Origin of the sequence: Pedobacter hiemivivus (assembly GCF_004331685.1) — a bacterium.
GTDB lineage: Bacteria > Bacteroidota > Bacteroidia > Sphingobacteriales > Sphingobacteriaceae > Pedobacter > Pedobacter hiemivivus.
Window position 1 is genome coordinate 158,200 of record NZ_SJSM01000009.1, and the last position, 19,664, is coordinate 177,863.

At 39.0% G+C, this 19,664-nt stretch carries 17 protein-coding genes; 6 read left to right on the plus strand and 11 right to left on the minus strand.

The features are described 5' to 3' along the window. The first annotated feature begins 31 nt into the window (after positions 1–31). Entirely contained in the window at positions 32–2,308 is a 2,277-nt protein-coding gene (locus EZ444_RS15520; RefSeq protein WP_131610064.1) for an OstA-like protein, read from the plus strand. On the opposite strand, the gene EZ444_RS15525 is transcribed toward EZ444_RS15520, so the two are convergent. Beyond that, positions 2,274–2,858 carry a non-canonical purine NTP diphosphatase gene (locus EZ444_RS15525; protein WP_131610065.1) on the minus strand — a complete coding sequence of 195 codons (585 nt, stop codon included), beginning with the start codon at positions 2,856–2,858 and terminating at the stop codon, positions 2,274–2,276. The two genes, EZ444_RS15520 and EZ444_RS15525, sit on opposite strands and share 35 nt — an antisense overlap. Positions 2,859–2,860: 2 nt before the next feature. Further along, a complete protein-coding gene (locus tag EZ444_RS15530; RefSeq protein WP_131610066.1) occupies positions 2,861–3,412 on the minus strand; it encodes a hypothetical protein in 552 nt (183 codons plus the stop codon). Between the two features lie 111 nt (positions 3,413–3,523). Here EZ444_RS15530 and EZ444_RS15535 point away from each other — a divergent pair, with 111 nt between their 5' ends. The 3 genes from EZ444_RS15535 to EZ444_RS15545 all read left to right on the plus strand — a co-directional run bounded on the left by EZ444_RS15535 (position 3,524) and on the right by EZ444_RS15545 (position 6,420). Beyond that, complete coding sequence (locus EZ444_RS15535; RefSeq protein WP_131610067.1) at positions 3,524–4,021, plus strand: hypothetical protein; 498 nt, start codon at positions 3,524–3,526, stop codon at positions 4,019–4,021. A gap of 65 nt (positions 4,022–4,086) precedes the next feature. Next, complete coding sequence (locus EZ444_RS15540) at positions 4,087–5,451, plus strand: peptidylprolyl isomerase (RefSeq protein WP_131610068.1); 1,365 nt, start codon at positions 4,087–4,089, stop codon at positions 5,449–5,451. 6 nt (positions 5,452–5,457) lie between these two features. Further along, entirely contained in the window at positions 5,458–6,420 is a 963-nt protein-coding gene (locus EZ444_RS15545; protein ID WP_131610069.1) for an AAA family ATPase, read from the plus strand. 10 nt (positions 6,421–6,430) lie between these two features. On the opposite strand, the gene EZ444_RS15550 is transcribed toward EZ444_RS15545, so the two are convergent. The 7 genes from EZ444_RS15550 to mutL form a co-directional block, all read right to left on the minus strand. Then, complete coding sequence (locus tag EZ444_RS15550) at positions 6,431–7,309, minus strand: glycerophosphodiester phosphodiesterase family protein (RefSeq protein WP_131610070.1); 879 nt, start codon at positions 7,307–7,309, stop codon at positions 6,431–6,433. 105 nt (positions 7,310–7,414) lie between these two features. Continuing rightward, on the minus strand, positions 7,415–8,272 hold the full coding sequence (locus EZ444_RS15555) for a YybH family protein (RefSeq protein WP_165503627.1): 858 nt from the start codon (positions 8,270–8,272) through the stop codon (positions 7,415–7,417). 79 nt (positions 8,273–8,351) lie between these two features. Then, positions 8,352–9,812, minus strand: a complete 1,461-nt coding sequence (gene cysS, locus EZ444_RS15560; RefSeq protein ID WP_131610072.1) for a cysteine--tRNA ligase — start codon at positions 9,810–9,812, stop codon at positions 8,352–8,354. Positions 9,813–9,830: 18 nt separating this feature from the next. Beyond that, the gene (locus EZ444_RS15565; protein WP_131610073.1) at positions 9,831–10,940 is read right to left on the minus strand and encodes an endonuclease/exonuclease/phosphatase family protein; all 1,110 of its coding nucleotides are present in this window, start codon (positions 10,938–10,940) and stop codon (positions 9,831–9,833) included. Next, positions 10,937–11,806 (minus strand): rhomboid family intramembrane serine protease, encoded by an 870-nt coding sequence (locus tag EZ444_RS15570; protein WP_131610074.1) that lies wholly within the window; start codon positions 11,804–11,806, stop codon positions 10,937–10,939. Before EZ444_RS15570 ends, EZ444_RS15565 begins: the two co-directional genes overlap by 4 nt. Then, positions 11,799–12,536, minus strand: coding sequence for a rhomboid family intramembrane serine protease (locus tag EZ444_RS15575; protein ID WP_131610075.1), 738 nt, complete (start codon positions 12,534–12,536; stop codon positions 11,799–11,801). Before EZ444_RS15575 ends, EZ444_RS15570 begins: the two co-directional genes overlap by 8 nt. A gap of 4 nt (positions 12,537–12,540) precedes the next feature. Further along, positions 12,541–14,412 carry a DNA mismatch repair endonuclease MutL gene (gene mutL / locus EZ444_RS15580; protein WP_131610076.1) on the minus strand — a complete coding sequence of 624 codons (1,872 nt, stop codon included), beginning with the start codon at positions 14,410–14,412 and terminating at the stop codon, positions 12,541–12,543. A gap of 144 nt (positions 14,413–14,556) precedes the next feature. On the opposite strand from mutL, the gene EZ444_RS15585 reads away from it, so the two are divergent. Beyond that, positions 14,557–16,350, plus strand: coding sequence for a serine hydrolase domain-containing protein (locus EZ444_RS15585; protein WP_131610077.1), 1,794 nt, complete (start codon positions 14,557–14,559; stop codon positions 16,348–16,350). Between the two features lie 48 nt (positions 16,351–16,398). Here the strand turns inward: EZ444_RS15585 and EZ444_RS15590 are convergent, their stop codons facing one another. Continuing rightward, positions 16,399–17,109, minus strand: a complete 711-nt coding sequence (locus EZ444_RS15590; RefSeq protein WP_131610078.1) for an XRE family transcriptional regulator — start codon at positions 17,107–17,109, stop codon at positions 16,399–16,401. A 100-nt stretch (positions 17,110–17,209) separates the two neighbouring features. Between EZ444_RS15590 and EZ444_RS15595 the strand changes: the two genes are divergently transcribed. Next, on the plus strand, positions 17,210–18,346 hold the full coding sequence (locus EZ444_RS15595; RefSeq protein ID WP_131610079.1) for a hypothetical protein: 1,137 nt from the start codon (positions 17,210–17,212) through the stop codon (positions 18,344–18,346). 165 nt (positions 18,347–18,511) lie between these two features. Here EZ444_RS15595 and EZ444_RS15600 read toward each other — a convergent pair whose 3' ends face one another. After that, on the minus strand, positions 18,512–19,474 hold the full coding sequence (locus tag EZ444_RS15600; protein WP_131610080.1) for an isopenicillin N synthase family dioxygenase: 963 nt from the start codon (positions 19,472–19,474) through the stop codon (positions 18,512–18,514). Between the last annotated feature and the right edge of the window lie 190 nt (positions 19,475–19,664).

Here is a 19,664-nt window from a genome sequence, read left to right on the forward strand (position 1 = left end):
AAAAAACAAATTATAAAACTAACTTTGTACCGTGCAGATATTACGCTATTTCCTGATCCTATTATTACTCCCCTTTTCTGTGCTTTCGCAACAGAAGACAAAGATCAATGTTGACAGTTGGACAACCTCTCGTGTCGATGCAAAAAAGAACATATCCTATTTAAAAAACCCTGTTTTTAGACAAGACAATGCGACACTCACCTGTGATAGTGCTGTTTTTTATATAACTGAGAATGTTTTTGATGCCTATAGAAATGTACACATCAATCAGGGAGATACCATTAATATCTATTCCGATTATTTAAATTATAACGGGAACACTAAAATCGCCCATTTAACGGAGAATGTTAAAATGATAGACAGGGAATCTACATTGACGACAAATATCCTGGATTATAACATGGCGACCAAATATGGGACTTACATAACAGGAGGTAAAATTGTGAGTAAGGATGTAACCTTAACCAGTAAAAACGGTTATTATTTTTCCAATAGTCGCGATGCTTTTTTCCGTTACAATGTAGTCGTGGTAACACCAGAAACTGTGATTAATTCAGATACCTTACGCTACAATACCTTAACTAACTGGACCTATTTCTACGGTCCGACCAATATAAAGGGTAAGGATGACAACCTGTATACCGAAAATGGAGCTTATAACACCAAGACTCAATATGCCTATTTTGGAAAGAAAAATCTGTATACAACAGGCTCAAAATCCCTTAAAGGTGATAGTTTGTATTATGATGGGATAGCCGGCTATGGTAAAGCGGTAAGAAACATTATTTTTAAAGACACGACTGATAAAATGGTGATGTATGGTCAGCTAGGTTATTACTACAAAATAGATCAAAAGACGATTGTGACCAAGAACCCTTATGTAGGTATGGGCACCGCCGACTCTATAAAGGTGAATGACAAATTGCAACCCGACAGTTTGTGGATGGGTGCTGATACTTTGGAGACCCAAATGGTGCTTAAAAAAACCTTAACACTCATTTCATCGCCAGTAATTAAAAAAGACAATGAGCTTGGGGAAGAGGAGAAAGAAGAGAAAAAGGTAGGCTTTTCAAAACCTAAGGTTACTGCAACTGAGGAGAACATTTCAGAAAAAAAACAGAAAAGACTTGACAAAAGGAATGGAAAAGGAAAAGAAGCAGCTAAACTACCGCTGAAAAATGACAAGATCACTTTAGGAAAAGATAGTTTGGCTAAAGACAGCTCATTGAAGGATAGCCTCGCTATTCCTAAAAAAGCCATCCCATTATTAAAGGATTCTCTCCTCGTTTCTAAAGCTGATTCTTTGACAAAAAAAGGGAAAGACAGCACCGGGAAAGTGTTAAAATCGACCCTACAATTAGCAAAAGGAAAGATTGACACGACCCTAAAAGGCAAGCTACCTAAGGACCAAATAAAGTCTCTACCTAAGGATACTGTACCTTTTAACCCGCAAGACACCGTTCGGACCAGGGTGATTAAAGCCTACCATAATGTACGCGTATATAAGTCCAATATGCAAGCTACCGCCGATTCTTTATTTTACACAAGTGCAGACTCTACGCTTCGCTGGTACCGAGATCCCATTTTATGGTCGGAAGGCTCACAACAAACGGGAGATACCATTTACCTGCAATTGAAAAACAAGAAGCTAAATGCCGTTCAGGTAATTCAAAATGCTTTCCTTGTCAATGTCAATGCGGATTCGGCAAGATATAACCAGATCAAAGGAAGATTGATTACCGCCTTTTTTAAAGAGGGAAAACTGCAAAATATGTTTGTAGATGGAAATGCAGAAAGCATCTTTTTCAACCAAAATGAAAAGAAGATTTATACGGATATGAACCAAACGGTTAGCAGCCGATTAAAGGTTCTTTTTAAAAATAAAGAAATTGCAAAAATTGTAATCATTAGAGAGCCTGAGGGGGTTAGAACTCCTATTCCTGAGTTAAAAGAAGATGTTTTCCTTACCGGTTTTAAATGGAAACCTGAACTAAGGCCGCTTTCTAAAAAAGAGGTGATTAATGGCAAACCTAAGGCTAAAGCTCCAGCTAAGAAGGCTACACCTGCAGCCTCAAAAACAACGGGTAAGCCTGCTGCAGCAACTAAAGGCAAAACAGAGCAGAAAGGGACACCGGTTGATCAAAGAGATACAGTTAAGAAGGCGACTCCTGTCCTTAAAAAGGACAGCACAGCAGTTGTCCCTGTTGCACCTAGAACGGAGGTTACGCCTATTAAGACTAATCCCGATACGACAAAGGTAAAAACAGATACAATTAAACCTGTTTCTGCTCCTTTAAAAAAGATATAAGCTCTTTCATGGCTAATGCCCGGTGGCTAATCCGATTCTTTTGTTCCATACTCATTTCGGCAAATGAATGGTCATAACCATCAGGCACAAAAATTGGATCGTACCCAAAACCTTGTGCTCCAGTTGGAGTTTCCCGGATGGTTCCATTTACAATGCCTTCAAATAGAAAATTCTCTCCTCCGCGCATCAAAGAAATAACAGTTCTGAAGCGTGCCTTTCTATTGGTCTGCCCCTCCATCTTTTGAAGCACGAGTGTTAAATTTGCCTGATCATCCCTAACACCTGAATATCTGGCCGAAAAAATACCAGGCTCCTGATTTAGGGCTTCTACTTCCAATCCGCTATCATCGGCAAAGCAATCCATATGATAATGCTCAACAACATAACTACTTTTCAGCGTTGCATTTTCGGCAAAAGTACTGCCGGTTTCAGGAATATCAGTTGTACAACCTATATCATTTAGGTTTAATACGTTATAATCATTTAAAAGTAGGTTACGAACTTCTTGAGTTTTGTGTTGGTTATTGGTAGCAAATACGAGTTCTCTCATTGTTATAATCCAAGGTTTTGAAGACTTCCCCACAGTGCTTTTTTTCCAGCCGGGTTTTTATCCAGCGTTTTCAATTCGGCAGAGAAGATCATTCTTATTGTTCCCTCCTGTACAATTACATTTTCTGGATGCACAGTAGCCAACGAAAGCTCTGCTGCTGTTACCCCAAATGCAAAAATGAGTGTGCTTGAGAAGTAATCTTGTAGTGCTTGAAAGCCTGTACCCTTGTATTTTGCATAGTTTAACAATGCAAAATCGTTGGCACTAAGATTTACTGACTTTACAATTTTCCTTAGCAATTCACGTCCCATTTCATCACTTACCTCATTTTCCTCATCGTTGACAAGGATCAGGATATTGCGTTTATTATTGCCTAAAAACTTAAAGTCGACAGTTTGCGCTACAGGCGAAGCCGAAGGTTGGCTAATGGACGCAGATCTAACCGCAGCAGAAACCACCGTATCCACCTGAATACCAGGCTCATTTACCAGATAAACATCATCGGTGAAAAATAAATGCAGGGCTGCTTTGTCGGCTGTTAATTCGCTATCCATTAATGATAATTTTACTGGGAATATTTTTTCTGTTAAAATTAGTTAAATATCTTATTATAGTGCCTTTATTTATTACTTTTATGCCTTAAAAATGTACACTATATAACTTTCGTGAACGCAGTTTATCGTATTATTACTTTAGGTCTTTTTACTTCTGGTGCATTTGCACAAAATGTAGCCACCATTAATGGGAAGCCTATAACTAATAAAGAGTTTATGTGGTTTTACAAAAAAAATCATGGTGGAAACGCGAATGCGTCTGCTAAAGATTTAGAGACCTATTTAAACCAGTACATCAATTTTAAGCTTAAAGTTTTGGATGCAAGGGAAATGGGCTTAGATACAGACACAGCTTATCTTGCAGAGATAAAAAACTATGAAACGACATTAGCTGCTCAAAAAAGGGCATCTAAGACAAGCATGACCTATACAATGGTCTTGAATGAATATAAAGAGGCGGCTTTAATGTTTAATGTCTCGGAGATAAAAATATGGAATAAGTTGAAAGATGATCAAGATAGTCTGGAAAGAGATTGGACGGATTCACTTAGAAGGAAATATACAGTGAAGATTAACCAGAATGAAGTAAAGAAACTGGCAAAGTTGTAAAAAACTAGCCATTAGCTATTGAGAATATTAAATTTGCAAAACGAATACAATTGAACAAACATATAATGAAGAAATTTTTAATGATTACAGGCGGATTAATCTGTTTGTTTTTAAATACTCAGGCACAAAAAAAGAATATAGACAAGGTCGTTGCGGTATTGGGAAGCAACATTATTCTATTATCTGATTTAAACCAGCAGTATGCTCAATATCTAAACATGGGTAATCCTGATAACCCAAGCGTTAAGTGTGAAATATTACGCCAGATTCTTACCAATAAGCTTTTAAAACAACAAGCGGAGATTGACTCGATCACTGTTGACGAAAGTCAGATTGATGAAGAGGTAGACAAACGTATGCGCTATCAAATTCAAAAAGCTGGTGGACAAGAGCGTTTAGAGCAATTCCTAAATCGTTCGGTATTGCAGTACAAAGACGAAATCAGACCTGACATTAAAGAGCAGTTGATTTCGAGAAAAATGGAATCACACATCACTCAGGACATTAATATTACTCCTCTTGAAGTAAAAAAATATTTCGATTCTTATAAAAAAGATAGTCTGCCGGATATCCCAACTGAGTTTGAGGTTGGAGAAATTGTAATGTTCCCTAAGCTGACTAAAGCGGAAAAACAAAAGTTTCATGATAAGATTGATGCTTTACGTTTAAGAGTAAAGAGCGGTGAGGACTTTGCGTTCCTAGCGAAATCTTATTCTGAAGACCCTGGATCGGCACCAGAAGGTGGTGACCTTGGATTTTTTGACCGTAAGGCGATGGTAAAAGAATTTACTGCTCAGGCATTTAAATTAAAAGCTGGAGAAGTATCGAATGTTTTTGAAACTGAGCATGGTTTCCATATTTTACAGGTTATAGAACGTCGCGGAGAGCAGGTTCAAGCTCGCCATATTTTGATTCGTCCGCAAAATACGCCAGCCAGTATGGATCGTATTAAACTTAAAGCCGATACGATATACAAGAGTTTAGTGTCTAAGAAAGTTCCATTCTCTTTTGCAGCATCACAATATTCAGACAACAAAGAATCTCAGTACAATGGAGGGATGTTATTATATGCAGATAATGTAACCGCCAGAACTTCTTTTATCCCAGCGGATAAATTAGATCCAAAAGTATTCCTTGTTGCAGATACCATGAAAGTTGGAGAAATATCCGCTCCTACTCTATTCACTGATCAAAGTGGCAAAGAAGGTTACAAAATCATTTACTTAAAATCTAAGATACCTCCTCATAAAGCTAATTTAGAACAGGATTATGCTAAGTTTAAGGAATATGCACAACAGGATAAAGTAAACCGTGAATTAAGTGCATGGTTTGAGAAAAAAAGAGTGAACACGTATGTTCGTATAGACGAAGATTATACGGACTGCGCTGAACTAAAAATGTGGACTTCTCAAATCTCAGCAAAAAAATAAGCGCTCATGCAGTTTGACAATGACATAAAGGCCGTTGATGCGCTGCATCAATCCTACAAAAGCATCAAAGCCGAAATAGGAAAGGTTGTTATCGGACAGGACGAGATCATCAAGTCTGTTCTGATATCCATTTTTAGCAATGGACATTGTTTGCTGGTTGGTGTTCCAGGTCTGGCCAAAACGTTACTCGTTCAAACGGTAGCAAATGTGTTGGACCTCGACTTTAACAGAATACAGTTTACCCCCGATCTGATGCCTAGTGACATCATAGGGGCTGAAATCCTGGGTGAAGACAGAAACTTCAAATTCATTAACGGACCGATATTCTCTAATATTATTCTTGCCGATGAGATCAACAGGACACCGCCTAAAACTCAGGCGGCCCTATTGGAGGCCATGCAGGAAAAAGCAATCACAGCAGCCGGATTAAGGCACGTATTGCCAAATCCTTTCTTTGTACTCGCGACCCAGAATCCTATTGAGCAAGAGGGTACCTATCCCCTTCCGGAGGCTCAGCTAGACAGGTTTATGTTCAATGTCCTGTTAGGCTATCCTTCATTTGAGGATGAAATGACTATCGTTAAAAATACGACCAGCAATCATGAGGTTGTATTAAATAAAATCATCAATGCAAGTCAGATACAATACTTCCAAAAACTGGTAAGAAATATTCCCGTAACTGACAATGTTGTTGAATATGCAGTCAAGCTGGTTAGCAAAACACGCCCCAATACCCCATTATCTACCGAGGAGGTAAATAAGTATGTAAACTGGGGTGCTGGCCCAAGAGCCTCACAATTCCTGATTATAGGCGCTAAATGCCATGCGGCAATTAGCGGCAAATATGCACCTGATATTGAAGATGTACAGGCCGTAGCAGAGGCGATTCTTCGCCATAGAATTGTACGAAATTACCGTGCAGAGGCCGAAGGTCTTTCGATAGAGCACATCATCAAAAACCTTTTTTAAATCCCCTTCTTTATTCTTGCATCACACGGGTGTACTGATTTGGATAATCAGTAATTACGCCATCTACACCCAGGTTAATTAAGTACTTCATATCTTTTGCTGTGTTTACCGTCCATGGGATAATTTTTACCCCCGCAGCATGACAACGATCTACTAAGCCTTTTCCAACCAGCACATAGTATGGGCTGTAATAGGTTGGTGTAAAACCCAATGCCTGAATCCCATCTTCAAAATCCTGCTTCTCATCTACCATTAATGATGTTTTTATAGCTGGGAAGTACTCATGGAGATACTGAAGTGGACGAAGATCAAGCGACTGGATGACCACTCTTTTTGTCAGTTTCTTTGCTTTTACAATATCCATGATCCGTTCGACAAACACCGAAGCATCTGGCTGGAATTCCTCATCCCCTTTCCTGATCAAGGAGGTTTCTATATTATAAGTTGGCTTTGGTAACTTATTTGCCTTTACATATGCCTCTACAGAGTCTATCACATCTACCAGCAGTGGCTTGTGGATTTTTAGCTTCATCTGGCCAGGGAAACGCTTATGCACCTTACTGCCCACATCAAACTTTTCGATCTCTGAATAGTTCATTTTATACATATTGTAGGTCTTCTCATCCTTAAAAGTGATTGCCTTTCCATCCGGCCTGGTGCTAATCTCGTTGTTAAAGTATGGTTCGTGAGAAAGCACAACCTGTCCGTCCTGGGAGATCACCACGCCCATATTAAGTACATTTACATTGAGATCTAAAGCCTTGAGCATTCCCGGGAGGGTATTCTCGGGCATAATCCCCCTAGCTCCCTGATGACCAATAAGCAGAAATTTTTGAGCATGTACCTGAATGGCTGAGACTAAAATTATAATCAGTAATATTTTCTTCATTTATTTTGTATAACGGCTCAAAATAAGGATTTATTGGCTGCAAACAAAAAAAGGGGCTTTACCATTTACATGATAAAAGCCCCTTTTTGGATCAAATGAGTTTATTTAGCGTTCTGCTGCTGTAAAAATCTGAGCAATAATATTCCAGTTATGATCTGGCTGACGCTCATAAATAAACACGTAATTGAAGCTTTCTCTTAGGTCTGCTTTATAATCTACAGTAGCAATACCATAAGTATAAGCCAAATCACCACCATCTGCTTTATTTGCTTTAGTTGTTTTTAGCGATACTTTGTCTACCATACTATTAAAGAAGGGCAATATTTTATCTTTACCAACAATTGGCTCATATCCCGGGAATATCAATCTTGCATCAGGATTCAGGAAACCTGAAAAAGCAGAAATACCATAAGTTTTTAAAGTTGTATTTAGTGTTTTTTCTGTAGTTGCAACAATATCTGCACCTGCAGCTCTCACCTTATCATTTAGAAACTTTGGTTTATAAGACTCTTTAGGCTCTATATACTCGGGAGTTACTTTGTTTAATGGTTTATTACTTGAAGTACCTAAATCCAAAACAAGTTCCCATTTGCCATTATTTTCTTTCCATACAGACAAATATTGTCCGTATGATGGCTTAGTACCAGCTTCCGTGTATGGACCGGTTGTAAAGCCCCAATCACCACTTTTTGACACTCTTGCATATGCAGGTGTCCAGCTAATATTTTTACTATCCGGCTGCGCTGCATAAAAAGTTTTAGCATTTACAGGATTTGGTCTAAAGACAAGGCCGTCTGCTGCTGCGAAAGCAATATATGCAGCTTTCGAACCATTTTTTGCAAAGCTATCTGCAAATTCTTTTTCAGCTTTCACGAGAGATTTAGTGCTTCCATCAGATTTTTGGGCGTAAGCTCCAAGGGTTAGAGAAGCGGCAATAATTGTATAAAGAAACTTGTTCATCATTATGTTTAAATAGTTTGCGATACGAATATAGGGTTTGGGATTATTTCTCTTTTAAAAAGTAATTAACAATTAAACAATCCTAGGCTTTAGTCCAGGTAGTACCGTCCTTACTGTCCTTTAGTTGTATACCCATACTTTGCAGGCCTACACGTATTTTATCAGAGGTTGCATAATCTTTGTTCTCTTTAGCTGCTTTGCGGAGGTCGATAAGCATATCCAACACTGAATTTAGCTCAACATTGGAGGTCTCTTCATCCTTAAGTCCGAAAATATCGAATACAAAATCGTTCATCAGCTTTTTCAGCTTATCCAATTCCGGGGCAGAGATTTTACCTTTTCCATCAAATACGATATTGATGATCCGGCTGGCTTCAAACAGTTCCGCAATCACTACCGGGCTATTGAAATCATCATTCATTGCCTTAACGCAGGCAAGCACCAAAGGCTCAATTTCGAAATCACTATCCGCTGAAGGTATTAACTTTTCTAATAGATTTACGGCATTCATTAATCTTCTGAACCCTTTCTCTGAAGCATCTAATGCTTCATTAGAGAAATCCAGGGTACTGCGATAATGTGCCTGAAGCATAAAAAACTTAACCGTCATTGGACTATATCCACGATCCAACAAAGGGTGATCACCGTTAAAAAGCTCACCTGGCAGGAATCCATTACCAGCTGATTTAGACATGCGGGTTCCATTTACGGTAAGCATATTGGTATGCATCCAGTATTTTGCCGGTTGCTTTTGGCTGCAAGCTTCAGACTGGGCAATTTCATTGGTATGGTGCGTTGCTGCAAGGTCCATCCCCCCGCCGTGAATATCAAACTCATCACCGAGGTATTTAGCGCTCATAGCCGAGCATTCAATATGCCACCCAGGAAAGCCAATACCCCATGGAGAAGGCCAGCGCATAATGGTTTCAGGTTTAGCCTCAATCCATAATGCAAAATCAAGTCTACCATGTTTATCATCCTGCCCCCCCAGTTCGCGGGTATTGGCCAGCATATCTTCCAGATTTCTGTTGGTTAATATGGTATAATTATGAGCGGCACTATACTTCTCTACGTTAAAATAAACCGTTCCGTTTACCACATAAGCGTAGCCATTGGCAATGATCTCTTTGATCATTTCAATCTGCTCGGTAATGTGTCCGGTAGCGGTTGGTTCAATGCTTGGAGGAAGGGTGTTGAACATTCTCAATACATCATGGAAGCCTAAGGTATATTTTTGGACAATCTCCATAGGCTCCAGCTGTTCCAGCTTTGCCCTTTTTGCAAATTTATCATCCCCTTCATCACGGTCGCCTTCCAGATGGCCGGCATCAGTGATGTTTCGAACGTAGCGCACCTTATAACCACTATATTTTAAATATCTGAATATTAAATCGAAAGAAATAAAAGTACGGCAATTGCCTAAATGAACATCACTGTATACGGTAGGTCCGCAAACGTACATACCAACATTGGGAGCGTTTAACGGTTCAAAAAGTTCTTTTTTTCTTGAAAGCGTATTATATAGGTGTAGGCCTGTATCCATTATACAAAGGTAAAAATTTTAGGGGTTTAATCTTAAGTCACTGCGAACAGGAAAATGGTCTGACAATTCAGCCTCAGCGATGTGATAATTCAACACATCTATGCTTTTAGTAGTCGCTATATAATCGATCTGAAAATTAGGAAACTTGCCATTGTAAGTTTTCCCAAACCCAGTTCCTTGTTCTTTAAATGTATTCTTTAATGATTTTGTCAATTGCGTTACTGCATAAGACGCAGGGGTATCATTAAAATCACCAGCAATCAAAAAGGGAGTTTCACAGGTCTTCATGTGTGCCTTCATGACGTCTACCTGTTCACTACGCAACAAAAAGGCATTTCTTAACATCACCAAAATTCTTTTTGAGGGGTAAAGCTTAGGATTCATATCTTTAACCCGGTCAATATAGTCGTAATCCTGTTTATCAAAAGAGATGGACTGTAAATGCACATTATAGACCCTGATCTTTTGTTTTTTAATCATTACATCAATATATATGCTGGCATTGCCACCGTAGTTTTCACCAAAAACGATAGTCCCTTTATCAACAATAGGGTATTTAGAAAAAATAGCCAATCCGGTAGCTTCGTAATCGTTTTTAGAAGAAGGCACAAAATAATAATGTGGCTTATTCAATATCCTTTTTAAACTATCCGTGATGTCAAAAGTTCCTTTTCTTCGAGTAAAATACTCTTGAAAACAAATGATATCTGGATTTTCATTTTCAATCAAATTCAGCATCTTCTGCTTTACTGGCTCTACATTTTCCTGACCATAAGGTTTAAAACTATGTACATTATAGGTCATCATCCGTATCAGTCCGGCATCAGATTTAGGTCCTTTTCCGGCTTCACCACTAAATCCAAACGTAGCAGTTAAGGCAGTCCAGCCAACCAGAATCAAACCCAGTGTAGCGAAAGCGAAAAGCCATCTTTTACGCAGGCACCACCAAATAATCATCAATACGTTTAGCACCAGAAAAAAGGGATAGGCCAGACCAAAAAAAGCGAGAAGCTGGAAACTACGTGGATCAAACCTACCAGCAAGGAAACCAAACACCAAACCAAACGCAAGCCCAGCAGCAGCCAGGCGAACCAATTGATCTAGAAAGGTAGGTTTAGCGTTTCTCATTGATTTTTACTCGCCTTAAATAAGGTTTCTTTTTCTTGTCTGTTTAGTTTATCGTAACCGGTTTTAGAAATTTTATCTAATATTCTATCTATCTCTTCCTGATCTACACCATCATTTTGTTTTTGCGTCCCCTGCTTTCCAGATTCATTTTTAACTACTCTTAATTTAGGTTTACGTTTAAACCAGGTACTCCAATCTGTTCCACTTTTTAACAACTTAATATAGGCAAAGCCAAATATAGCTCCACCAATATGCGCAAAGCTACCACCAGCATTGCTAGAGGCGATATCTATTAAATCCAGCACAACATACGCTACGGCCAGATACTTCAATTTTACATCCCCCAACAACAACAGCCTCATGCTATAGTCTGGTAACAAAGTGGCTATAGCCACAATAATTGCCATTACTGAAGCCGATGCGCCAATAATTGTGGCGCCAGATAAAGACAAAGCAAAAACAGGGAATACATTATAAGCCAACAGGTACAACAATGCACCAAAAACGCCTCCGCCAAGGTATACAAAATGAAACTGACGCGGTTTTAAAAAATCAAGAAAGATGCTCCCCAGCCAAAATAGCCATAGCATATTAAAGAGGATATGGAGTAGTCCATCATGAAAAAACTGGTAAGTGAGGATCGTATAAAACCTGAACGGCAGCTTTTCTAGTGCGGCCGGGAAGCCAACATATTCGCGGACCAGGCTATCGTAAGCAATCCCGCCTTTACCTGACAAAAAGAAAGGAATATTTAGGAGCGCTAAAACAACAAAAATAAGGACATTAACGCCTATATAAAAGAATACAGGATTGCCCGATTGAAATATTTTATACTTTAAATCTTTTAAAACGTTATTGCTATTCATAGTAGGTATAAAATCTATCGTTATTTTTGTCTTTCCAAATCTTCACAAGGATGAAGCCAATTAATGCACCACCTAGGTGAGCATAATGGGCTACCGAGTCCCCAGGTCTATTTGCAACCCCCATAAACAATTCAAAAAGAATGTAACATGGAATAAAGTATTTCGCCTTCACTGGAACTGGGATAAACATGATGTACAACTCTGTATTTGGATACAGCATACCGAAAGCAACCAGCAATCCAAATATAGCGCCTGAAGCACCAACCATAGGGGACGCATAAATACCAAATAAGGTGGCCTGATCTAGCTGCGACAAGCCCGGAGGCAGTTTAACATAATTTGCAGCAATATCAATGACAACCGGATTGTTCACCGCTGATCCGGTAATATGATAAACCTCATAAGCCTGCACCCCCATTTGCAGGGCTACAGCTCCCAAACCTGTAATCAGGTAAAAATTAATAAACCTTTTTGCCCCCCATCGTGCTTCTAACACGCCACCAAACATGAATAATCCGAACATATTAAATGCGATGTGCCAGAAATCACCATGCATGAACATATAAGTAACCACCTGCCATACATTAAAAAATTGTGAATCAAAATAAAAAGCACCTAACAAGGTATCTAAATCTATGTTAGCTCTCTGAAGCACAAATTTTGCAACAAAAAACAGCACATTGATGATCAGCAAATTCTTTACTACAGGGGGTATGTGGATATTATTCATCTATCTATTTATCAAATTTCTTATCTAATTCGGCCAAACCAATGGTCTGGATAACAGGCTTCCCACTAATACTAAAGTTAGGACTTTTACAAGCAAAAAGCTGCTCAATCAATGTATTCATCTCTTCCTGTCCCAAAACTGTACCATTCTTTATGGCACTGTTTCTTGCCATACTTCTGGCCAAGGCATCTCTTTTATCTAATTTCAGCTCTTGCTGTGAGTTTTTAAATCCTTCAATTAAATGTTCAAAAAGCTGGGTTTCATTAATATTCCCACCTCCAAGATCAACAGGAATACCTTCGATCACTAAAGTATTTTTACCAAACTCTCTGACCTCAAATCCCAAACTTTTAATATCCTCCAATAAACTTTTTGCCAGTTCGTAGTCATTAGGACTTAAAGTTACCGTTTGCGGAAATAAACTTTGCTGCGAAGCGCCCTTTCTATCCTCTAGATGTACGGTAAAACGTTCATACAAAATTCTTTCGTGTGCAGCCTGCTGATCAATCAGCATTAGCCCCGATTTAATTTGGGATATGATATAACGGTTATGCAATTGCATCAATTGCTTTTGCACGAGACTAAACTGATGCTCGGCCTCCTCTGTAGGTAAATCTAATGCAGCTTGCTCTTCCGGGGCATGATTGGCAATCTCGTACAGTGATCCCCAGTTTTTTGTGCTTGGCGACATACTGCCACCACCTCCACCATAACTTTTTGGGAAACTGGCATATGCAGATTCTCTTGAAGTTGCCGGTTTATCACCAGAAAAGGGATTAAAATCAGGATTAAAGCTAATACTTGGTGGTACAATTTCTTCAGGTGATTTATGGGTGATCATCCCACTAAAACCTGTTTCCTGATCAAAATCTATGGTTGGACTGATGTTAAATCGACCCAAGGATCTTTTTACTGCTGAATGCAATATGGCATAAATAGATTTCTCATCTATATATTTGATCTCCGTTTTTGTAGGATGCACATTGACATCAATATTAGCGGGATCAATATCTATAAACAGCACATACATCGGAAAATGATCATCCGCCAGCAATTCTTCATATGCCCTGCTCAATGCATGATTCAAATAAGCGTCTTTTATAAAACGGTTATTTACAAAAAAGAACTGTTCTCCTCTTGTCTTCTTGGCAAATTGTGGCTTTCCAATGTATCCTTTTATGTTGATGATACTAGTTTCCTCTTCAACAGGGATCAAACGCTCGTTGTAATTGTTTCCAAACAAATGAACAATGCGCTGTTTTAAAACAGACGATGGTAAGCGGTAAATCTCTACCCCATCATGGTGAAGTGTAAAAGCTATGGCAGGATTTGCAAGAGATACCCGTTGAAACTCATCAAGGATATGACGCATTTCGGCTGGATTACTTTTTAGGAAATTACGTCTTGCAGGTGTATTGTAAAATAAATTTTTGATGCTGATGCTGGTACCTTCTGAAGTAGCAACTGGCTCCTGCTTAATAAAAACAGAACCTTCTATCTCAATAAGCGTCCCCAGCTCTTCATCATGTTTGCGAGTTTTCATCTCCACCTGCGCAATCGCAGCTATCGAAGCCATTGCCTCTCCTCTAAAACCCATAGTCCGGATAGCAAACAAATCTTCCGCCTTGCGTACTTTAGAAGTAGCATGACGTTCAAAGCACATCCTTGCATCGGTTACGCTCATCCCAGACCCATTGTCGATCACTTGTATCAATGCCTTCCCAGCATCTTTAACAATCAATTGTATTTTATTCGCCCCCGCATCTATCGCGTTCTCCAATAGCTCCTTTACTGCCGATGCTGGCCGTTGTACCACCTCGCCTGCGGCAATTTGATTGGCTACACTATCGGGTAAAAGCTGTATAATATCTGACATCTATATTTCTTCGGTAAAGCTGCTAATTTAGGCAAAATAAGCCTCATCCTTTGTTTCATTCCAGAATATTTTGTCGTAGTATGGTTAAAAAATTACCATACACTTATTTACCGTCCTTTATATCCTTTTGTTATCTTTAACCTTATGAATAAATTGATCATCGGCCTGCTTATTTTGTGCTCATTCAATGCCTGCGCACAGGACAGTAAACAAAACGAACAACAGCTTCAAATATCGAATGCCATTAAAAATAACACCGTCCTTTTAAATAATCAAGAGGCGGTTGTCCCCTTATTGAAACTCGACAAGAGAACCATTGCAAGTGTTTCATTAGGATTTAGCTTCCAAACTGTTTTCGATAGTTTATTGAATAAATACGCTAAAACAACCAACTTCTCTTCGGCACAATACTTAAGCGACACGACCCTGGATAACCTGGAAGACGATCTCAAATATTTTAACACAGTCATTATCACGCTCCCCTCTACTGAGGCACAAAATGCAAGAAATATCAATTTTATTTTAAGCATTTCTAAAAGCAAGCAGGTTATTTTAGCTCTTTTTGGTGATGCTGGAGGGCTTCAATTTTTCAATTCCTTAAATAGTCCAATCATCTGGACCGACCAAAATACGCCAATTTCTGCTTCAGTAATTCCACAAGCTATATTTGGAGGCATTGGCTTATCTAAGAAATTAGCGGCAACACTATCACCAAAATACACCTTAGGTGCTGGTTTTACCACCAATAGTACGCGATTGAAATACACAGTGCCTGAGGACGCAGGCGTGAACACCAATAATCTTAAAGAAATTGATGCTATAGCCAGAGAAGCCATCGAGGCCCGAGCCACTCCAGGCATTGTGGTACTAGTTGCTAAAGACGGAAAGGTCATTTTTAATAAAGCTTACGGAAACCACACCTATAGCAATGAAGCACCAGACAAGCTAACTGACATTTTTGATTTGGCCTCTTTAACCAAAACTACAGCCACTACGCCTACCATCATGCGATTGGTTGAGCAGAAAAAATTAAACCTCGACACCAATATTGGCGCTTACATCCCTAAGGCCAGAATGTCACCGATGAATAACATTAAGGTGCGCGAAGTCATGCTTCACCAGGCAGGTTTTATTCCTTATATCCCTTTCCATAACGCTATACAAACGGGCGACTATAGTCGTGATTCGAGTGCTGCATATCCGACCAAAGTAGCTGATAACTATTACATCAGAAAGAATTACTTTAAAGATGTGATGTGGCCAAAAATGCTAAACTCGCCGATAAAAACGAGGGGAACTTATGTATACAGTGACATCAGCATGTATATAATGAAGGAAATTGCAGAGCGCATTACCGGAACTCCATTGGATCAATATGTACAAGACAATTTCTACAAACCGCTTGGTATGCAAACTGCCGGCTTTTTACCTAGAAACAGATTTCCAAGAGAACAGATTGTACCTACAGAACAAGATACCTATTTCAGAAAAACATTATTGCAAGGTTATGTACATGATCAGGGTGCCGCGCTTGCTGGCGGCGTATCTGGACATGCCGGCTTATTTGCCAGTGCCAACGATGTAGCCATCATTTACCAAATGCTATTGAATAAGGGCAGCTATGGGGGCGAACAATACTTTACACCACAGATTGTAGATATGTTTACAGCCAAGCAATCTAATGTGAGCAGAAGAGGCTTAGGCTTTGACAGATGGGATCCTGACTTGACAAAAAAATATCCTTCAGAAACTGCATCTCCACAAACTTATGGACATACGGGCTATACTGGAACCTGTGTTTGGGTAGACCCTGCAAGGGGATTGGTATACATATTCTTGTCTAACCGCGTCTATCCTTCTGTAACGGATAAATTAGGTACACTAAAGATCAGAGGACGCATACAAGATGTGATCAATAAGGCCATTGATCAGAAATAATCAAAATGCCCTTCTACAAGCCGACTGCTCATGGAAGGGCATTTTATTTTACAATTGATTGCGGGTAACTTTACCTTTTATCAAAAACATCTTTTGAATAGAATCTCTAAGAACCACAGTATCCCCCTTAAAATTAGGATTTGAGGACCGAAGGATAATCTTCGTTGCATCCGGATGCTCAAAGATCAACTTTACCGTAGTCATATGATTAGAACGCTCATCAGTGACCACCAAATACGCCTCTCCCCATTGAAGAACATTGAAGTTTGTAATCTCACGAATCGCAATAATTTCACCGCTTGCATATTTCGGATACATACTATCTCCATAGATCGGCAAATAGGCATCACAGTCATTGAATGGCCTGAAATTAACGTAGTATTCGGGAGCCTCGCCTAGTACCCCATATTCTCCAAAGGAGATTTCGGAGAGATTTACATTAAAAAAGGGTACGCCCTTCTCATCCGACTCATTAAGCCCCATTTCAGTGACCGGAGCTGTAAGCTGCATTTCTCCCTCCCCTGTCTGCAACCATTCTGGATTAATAGGATAATAACCCGTGATCTCCTTTATTAGTCTTATGCCTATCGACCTGTGACCATTTTCAATGGCCACATAATTACTGACATTTGGGTTAACCGCACCATAGAACTCTTTTGAGTTCTGCCCTTGGACTAAACGGAATTTTTTTAAGCGCAGACCAATTTTAATTGATTGAGGATCAGCTTTTTTCAAAATAATATCATTATTAATAGTCATTTGACTTTTTTATCTAATCAAAAGATGAGAAGTTTGTTTTATCAGTTGCTGCAAGATACAAAACTTACTAGCAGTAAAACACTAACCAAAACCAGATATTATGAAATACACCGCATTTTGTTGTTATGGAAACCGTATTAGCTCGTTAACAAAACAGGAAATTAAAAATCCATTATCCGTCCTTGAAACGATCTACACCCAAAGAGAGTTAAAAAGCTTCAAAGAAAACCTGTGGGATCTTTTCTCGAGCATCTACAGGGATCAACACTGGAGAAAAAAGGGCGCTGCTCAGCTTAACCGAATCTATATCGATTTAATTAGGCTGATAGATGCACTATGGTTAATCTATACTTATCACCCTCAACTTTGTACTCCAGTCCAAAACAATCAAGGGTCTATAAAAACACCGGGGTTGATGAATAATTTCAACATCCTATTTACCTGCAGGCGAAGGAACAATAAGCAAGCTCCAAGAAACACCTTAAAGTCTTTTTACAAATCCAGATCGCTATCTGCTATTAAGAAAAATATCTACAACTACTTGCAACTGGCATTAAACGCGTCTTATATGAACAGCAATAAGGATGGATATTTCGCTTTACCAGAGTATAATGTAGTTGACGATTTTTTGAAGATTGAAGGTTTAATAGCACATGGATCTAGTATTTATAGCAACTGTTCCAAACAGAAGCCAAGAACTGGCAAGGCTGTTAAATTTGCCAAAAACCTGGATCATACCACAACACTAAGCAAAGAAGAGATCGTAAACCCAGCCTATCACGTAAGAAACATATACCTCCAAGACCTCAGATTTGAGCAGATATACGAGAGTATAAAAATCTGGGAGCATAGTTTTTACAATAAAGACTTTTGGGGCAAAACAGACAGCCCTGGCAATATCCTCTTTTTCACAGAATGCATAAAGCAGCTCATCGATTGTACCTGGCTAATGACGCAAACTGGCGAACTGAAAGCCGCAGATGAAAAAAAAGACATCTCCAATAGTAAGAGAAAACAGTTCGTGGCTTTAAATAATCAAGAACTGAACCAGCCCCTCTTAGTTATAAGCAGTTTTTTTGACCATAAAAAAATGCATGAATGGAAAATACAATTGGATGAGTGGACGGAGATCAGTTTGAGTCAAACAGCTATACCCGAAAACAAAATTAAAACATCGGAAGACCTCAACTATCTTTTAAAATTCGTAGAGGCCTCGCACTTACTAACTTGCTTATAATCTTTACCCACCTGATAAAAAAACTTACCCTCTAAAGCAAGGCTGCAGGCCGTATACCCCATAGCCCTATGGACGGGCGGCCCTACATCAACCTATAGAAAATCTGAACTCTTGCTGGTAAGCAAAAAATCCGTGCCCTTTTTGTGGACACGGATTTTTTAAATGTTATTTCTTAAGACCGATTTCCCTTAATCGTTCATCAAGATATTCTCCTGCCGTCATGTCTGAGTATACTTTAGGATGTTCCGCATCCACACAAGATGGCAAACTTGTTAAATCCATATTGCTTCTTGGATGTAAAAAGAAAGGCACAGAAAACCTTGAAGTCTTCATCAATGCCAATGGCGGATTTACAACCCTATGTGTAGTTGAACGTAGCTTATTATTGGTTAAACGTTGCAACATATCGCCTACGTTCACCACAATATCAGTATGATGCGCCTTAATTGGCAACCACTCGTTGCTTCTAGTTAATACTTCTAAACCATCCGCACTAGCACCAATCAACAACGTTATTAAGTTAATATCTTCATGGGCACCTGCACGAACTGCATCATCAGGCAAAGTTTCTGGATGTTCAATTGGAAAGTAGTGAATACCCCTTAATATAGAGTTCCCATTGTGAACCTCTTTATCAAAATAATCAATTGGCAAGTTTAAATAAGTGGCAATGGCCCGAAGTAAATGTTTACCATTAGCTTCCAAACGTTGATAAATCTCTCTAGTTACGGCATTAAATTCAGGAATTTCTTCCAAATATTCATTATCAGGATACTGCTCTTTTATTGGATCTTTATCCATTACCTCTTGCCCAATTTGCCAAAATTCTTTCAAATCAGCAGTCTTTGCACCCTTTGCAGTTTCTTTACCTGGACTAGTATAGCCACGTTGTCCTGCAAGCTCAACCTTTTCGTATTTCTTTTTCTGCTCGGGCGAAAGACCAAATACAGCTTGTATATTTTGATACAGCTTATCGATCAATTCCTGACTCACCCCATGATTGGTAATCGTTACAAAACCCGAATCATTGAATGCTCTGCCTAATTCGTCAGAGAATTTTTTACGCTGTGATTCATTTCCGTCGATGTATGAACCCAGATCTAAACAGGGAATATAAGGTGTAGACATAATCTTTAATTTATATAGCTAATAACCACGAATTTAAGAAACTATTGTTAATAAACATTAAATCTACAAATCCTTCGTTTATAAAGAGCTGCAAATAAAAAGCTTAAGTTACCAACACCACAGCCCCTAAATTCATCAATTATCAGCTGATTGTAATTTAGTGCAGTATAATCTAATGATAAAAACTAAA

Excerpts from the sequence above, each read along its gene's own strand:
- EZ444_RS15525 (WP_131610065.1), bottom strand. The coding sequence starts at position 2,858 with ATGAGAGAACTCGTATTTGCTACCAATAACCAACACAAAACTCAAGAA.
- EZ444_RS15530 (WP_131610066.1), bottom strand. The coding sequence starts at position 3,412 with ATGGATAGCGAATTAACAGCCGACAAAGCAGCCCTGCATTTATTTTTC.
- EZ444_RS15540 (WP_131610068.1), top strand. The coding sequence starts at position 4,087 with ATGAAGAAATTTTTAATGATTACAGGCGGATTAATCTGTTTGTTTTTA.
- EZ444_RS15545 (WP_131610069.1), top strand. The coding sequence starts at position 5,458 with ATGCAGTTTGACAATGACATAAAGGCCGTTGATGCGCTGCATCAATCC.
- EZ444_RS15550 (WP_131610070.1), bottom strand. The coding sequence starts at position 7,309 with ATGAAGAAAATATTACTGATTATAATTTTAGTCTCAGCCATTCAGGTA.
- EZ444_RS15555 (WP_165503627.1), bottom strand. The coding sequence starts at position 8,272 with ATGATGAACAAGTTTCTTTATACAATTATTGCCGCTTCTCTAACCCTT.
- cysS (WP_131610072.1), bottom strand. The coding sequence starts at position 9,812 with ATGGATACAGGCCTACACCTATATAATACGCTTTCAAGAAAAAAAGAA.
- EZ444_RS15565 (WP_131610073.1), bottom strand. The coding sequence starts at position 10,940 with ATGAGAAACGCTAAACCTACCTTTCTAGATCAATTGGTTCGCCTGGCT.
- EZ444_RS15570 (WP_131610074.1), bottom strand. The coding sequence starts at position 11,806 with ATGAATAGCAATAACGTTTTAAAAGATTTAAAGTATAAAATATTTCAA.
- EZ444_RS15575 (WP_131610075.1), bottom strand. The coding sequence starts at position 12,536 with ATGAATAATATCCACATACCCCCTGTAGTAAAGAATTTGCTGATCATC.
- mutL (WP_131610076.1), bottom strand. The coding sequence starts at position 14,412 with ATGTCAGATATTATACAGCTTTTACCCGATAGTGTAGCCAATCAAATT.
- EZ444_RS15585 (WP_131610077.1), top strand. The coding sequence starts at position 14,557 with ATGAATAAATTGATCATCGGCCTGCTTATTTTGTGCTCATTCAATGCC.
- EZ444_RS15590 (WP_131610078.1), bottom strand. The coding sequence starts at position 17,109 with ATGACTATTAATAATGATATTATTTTGAAAAAAGCTGATCCTCAATCA.
- EZ444_RS15595 (WP_131610079.1), top strand. The coding sequence starts at position 17,210 with ATGAAATACACCGCATTTTGTTGTTATGGAAACCGTATTAGCTCGTTA.
- EZ444_RS15600 (WP_131610080.1), bottom strand. The coding sequence starts at position 19,474 with ATGTCTACACCTTATATTCCCTGTTTAGATCTGGGTTCATACATCGAC.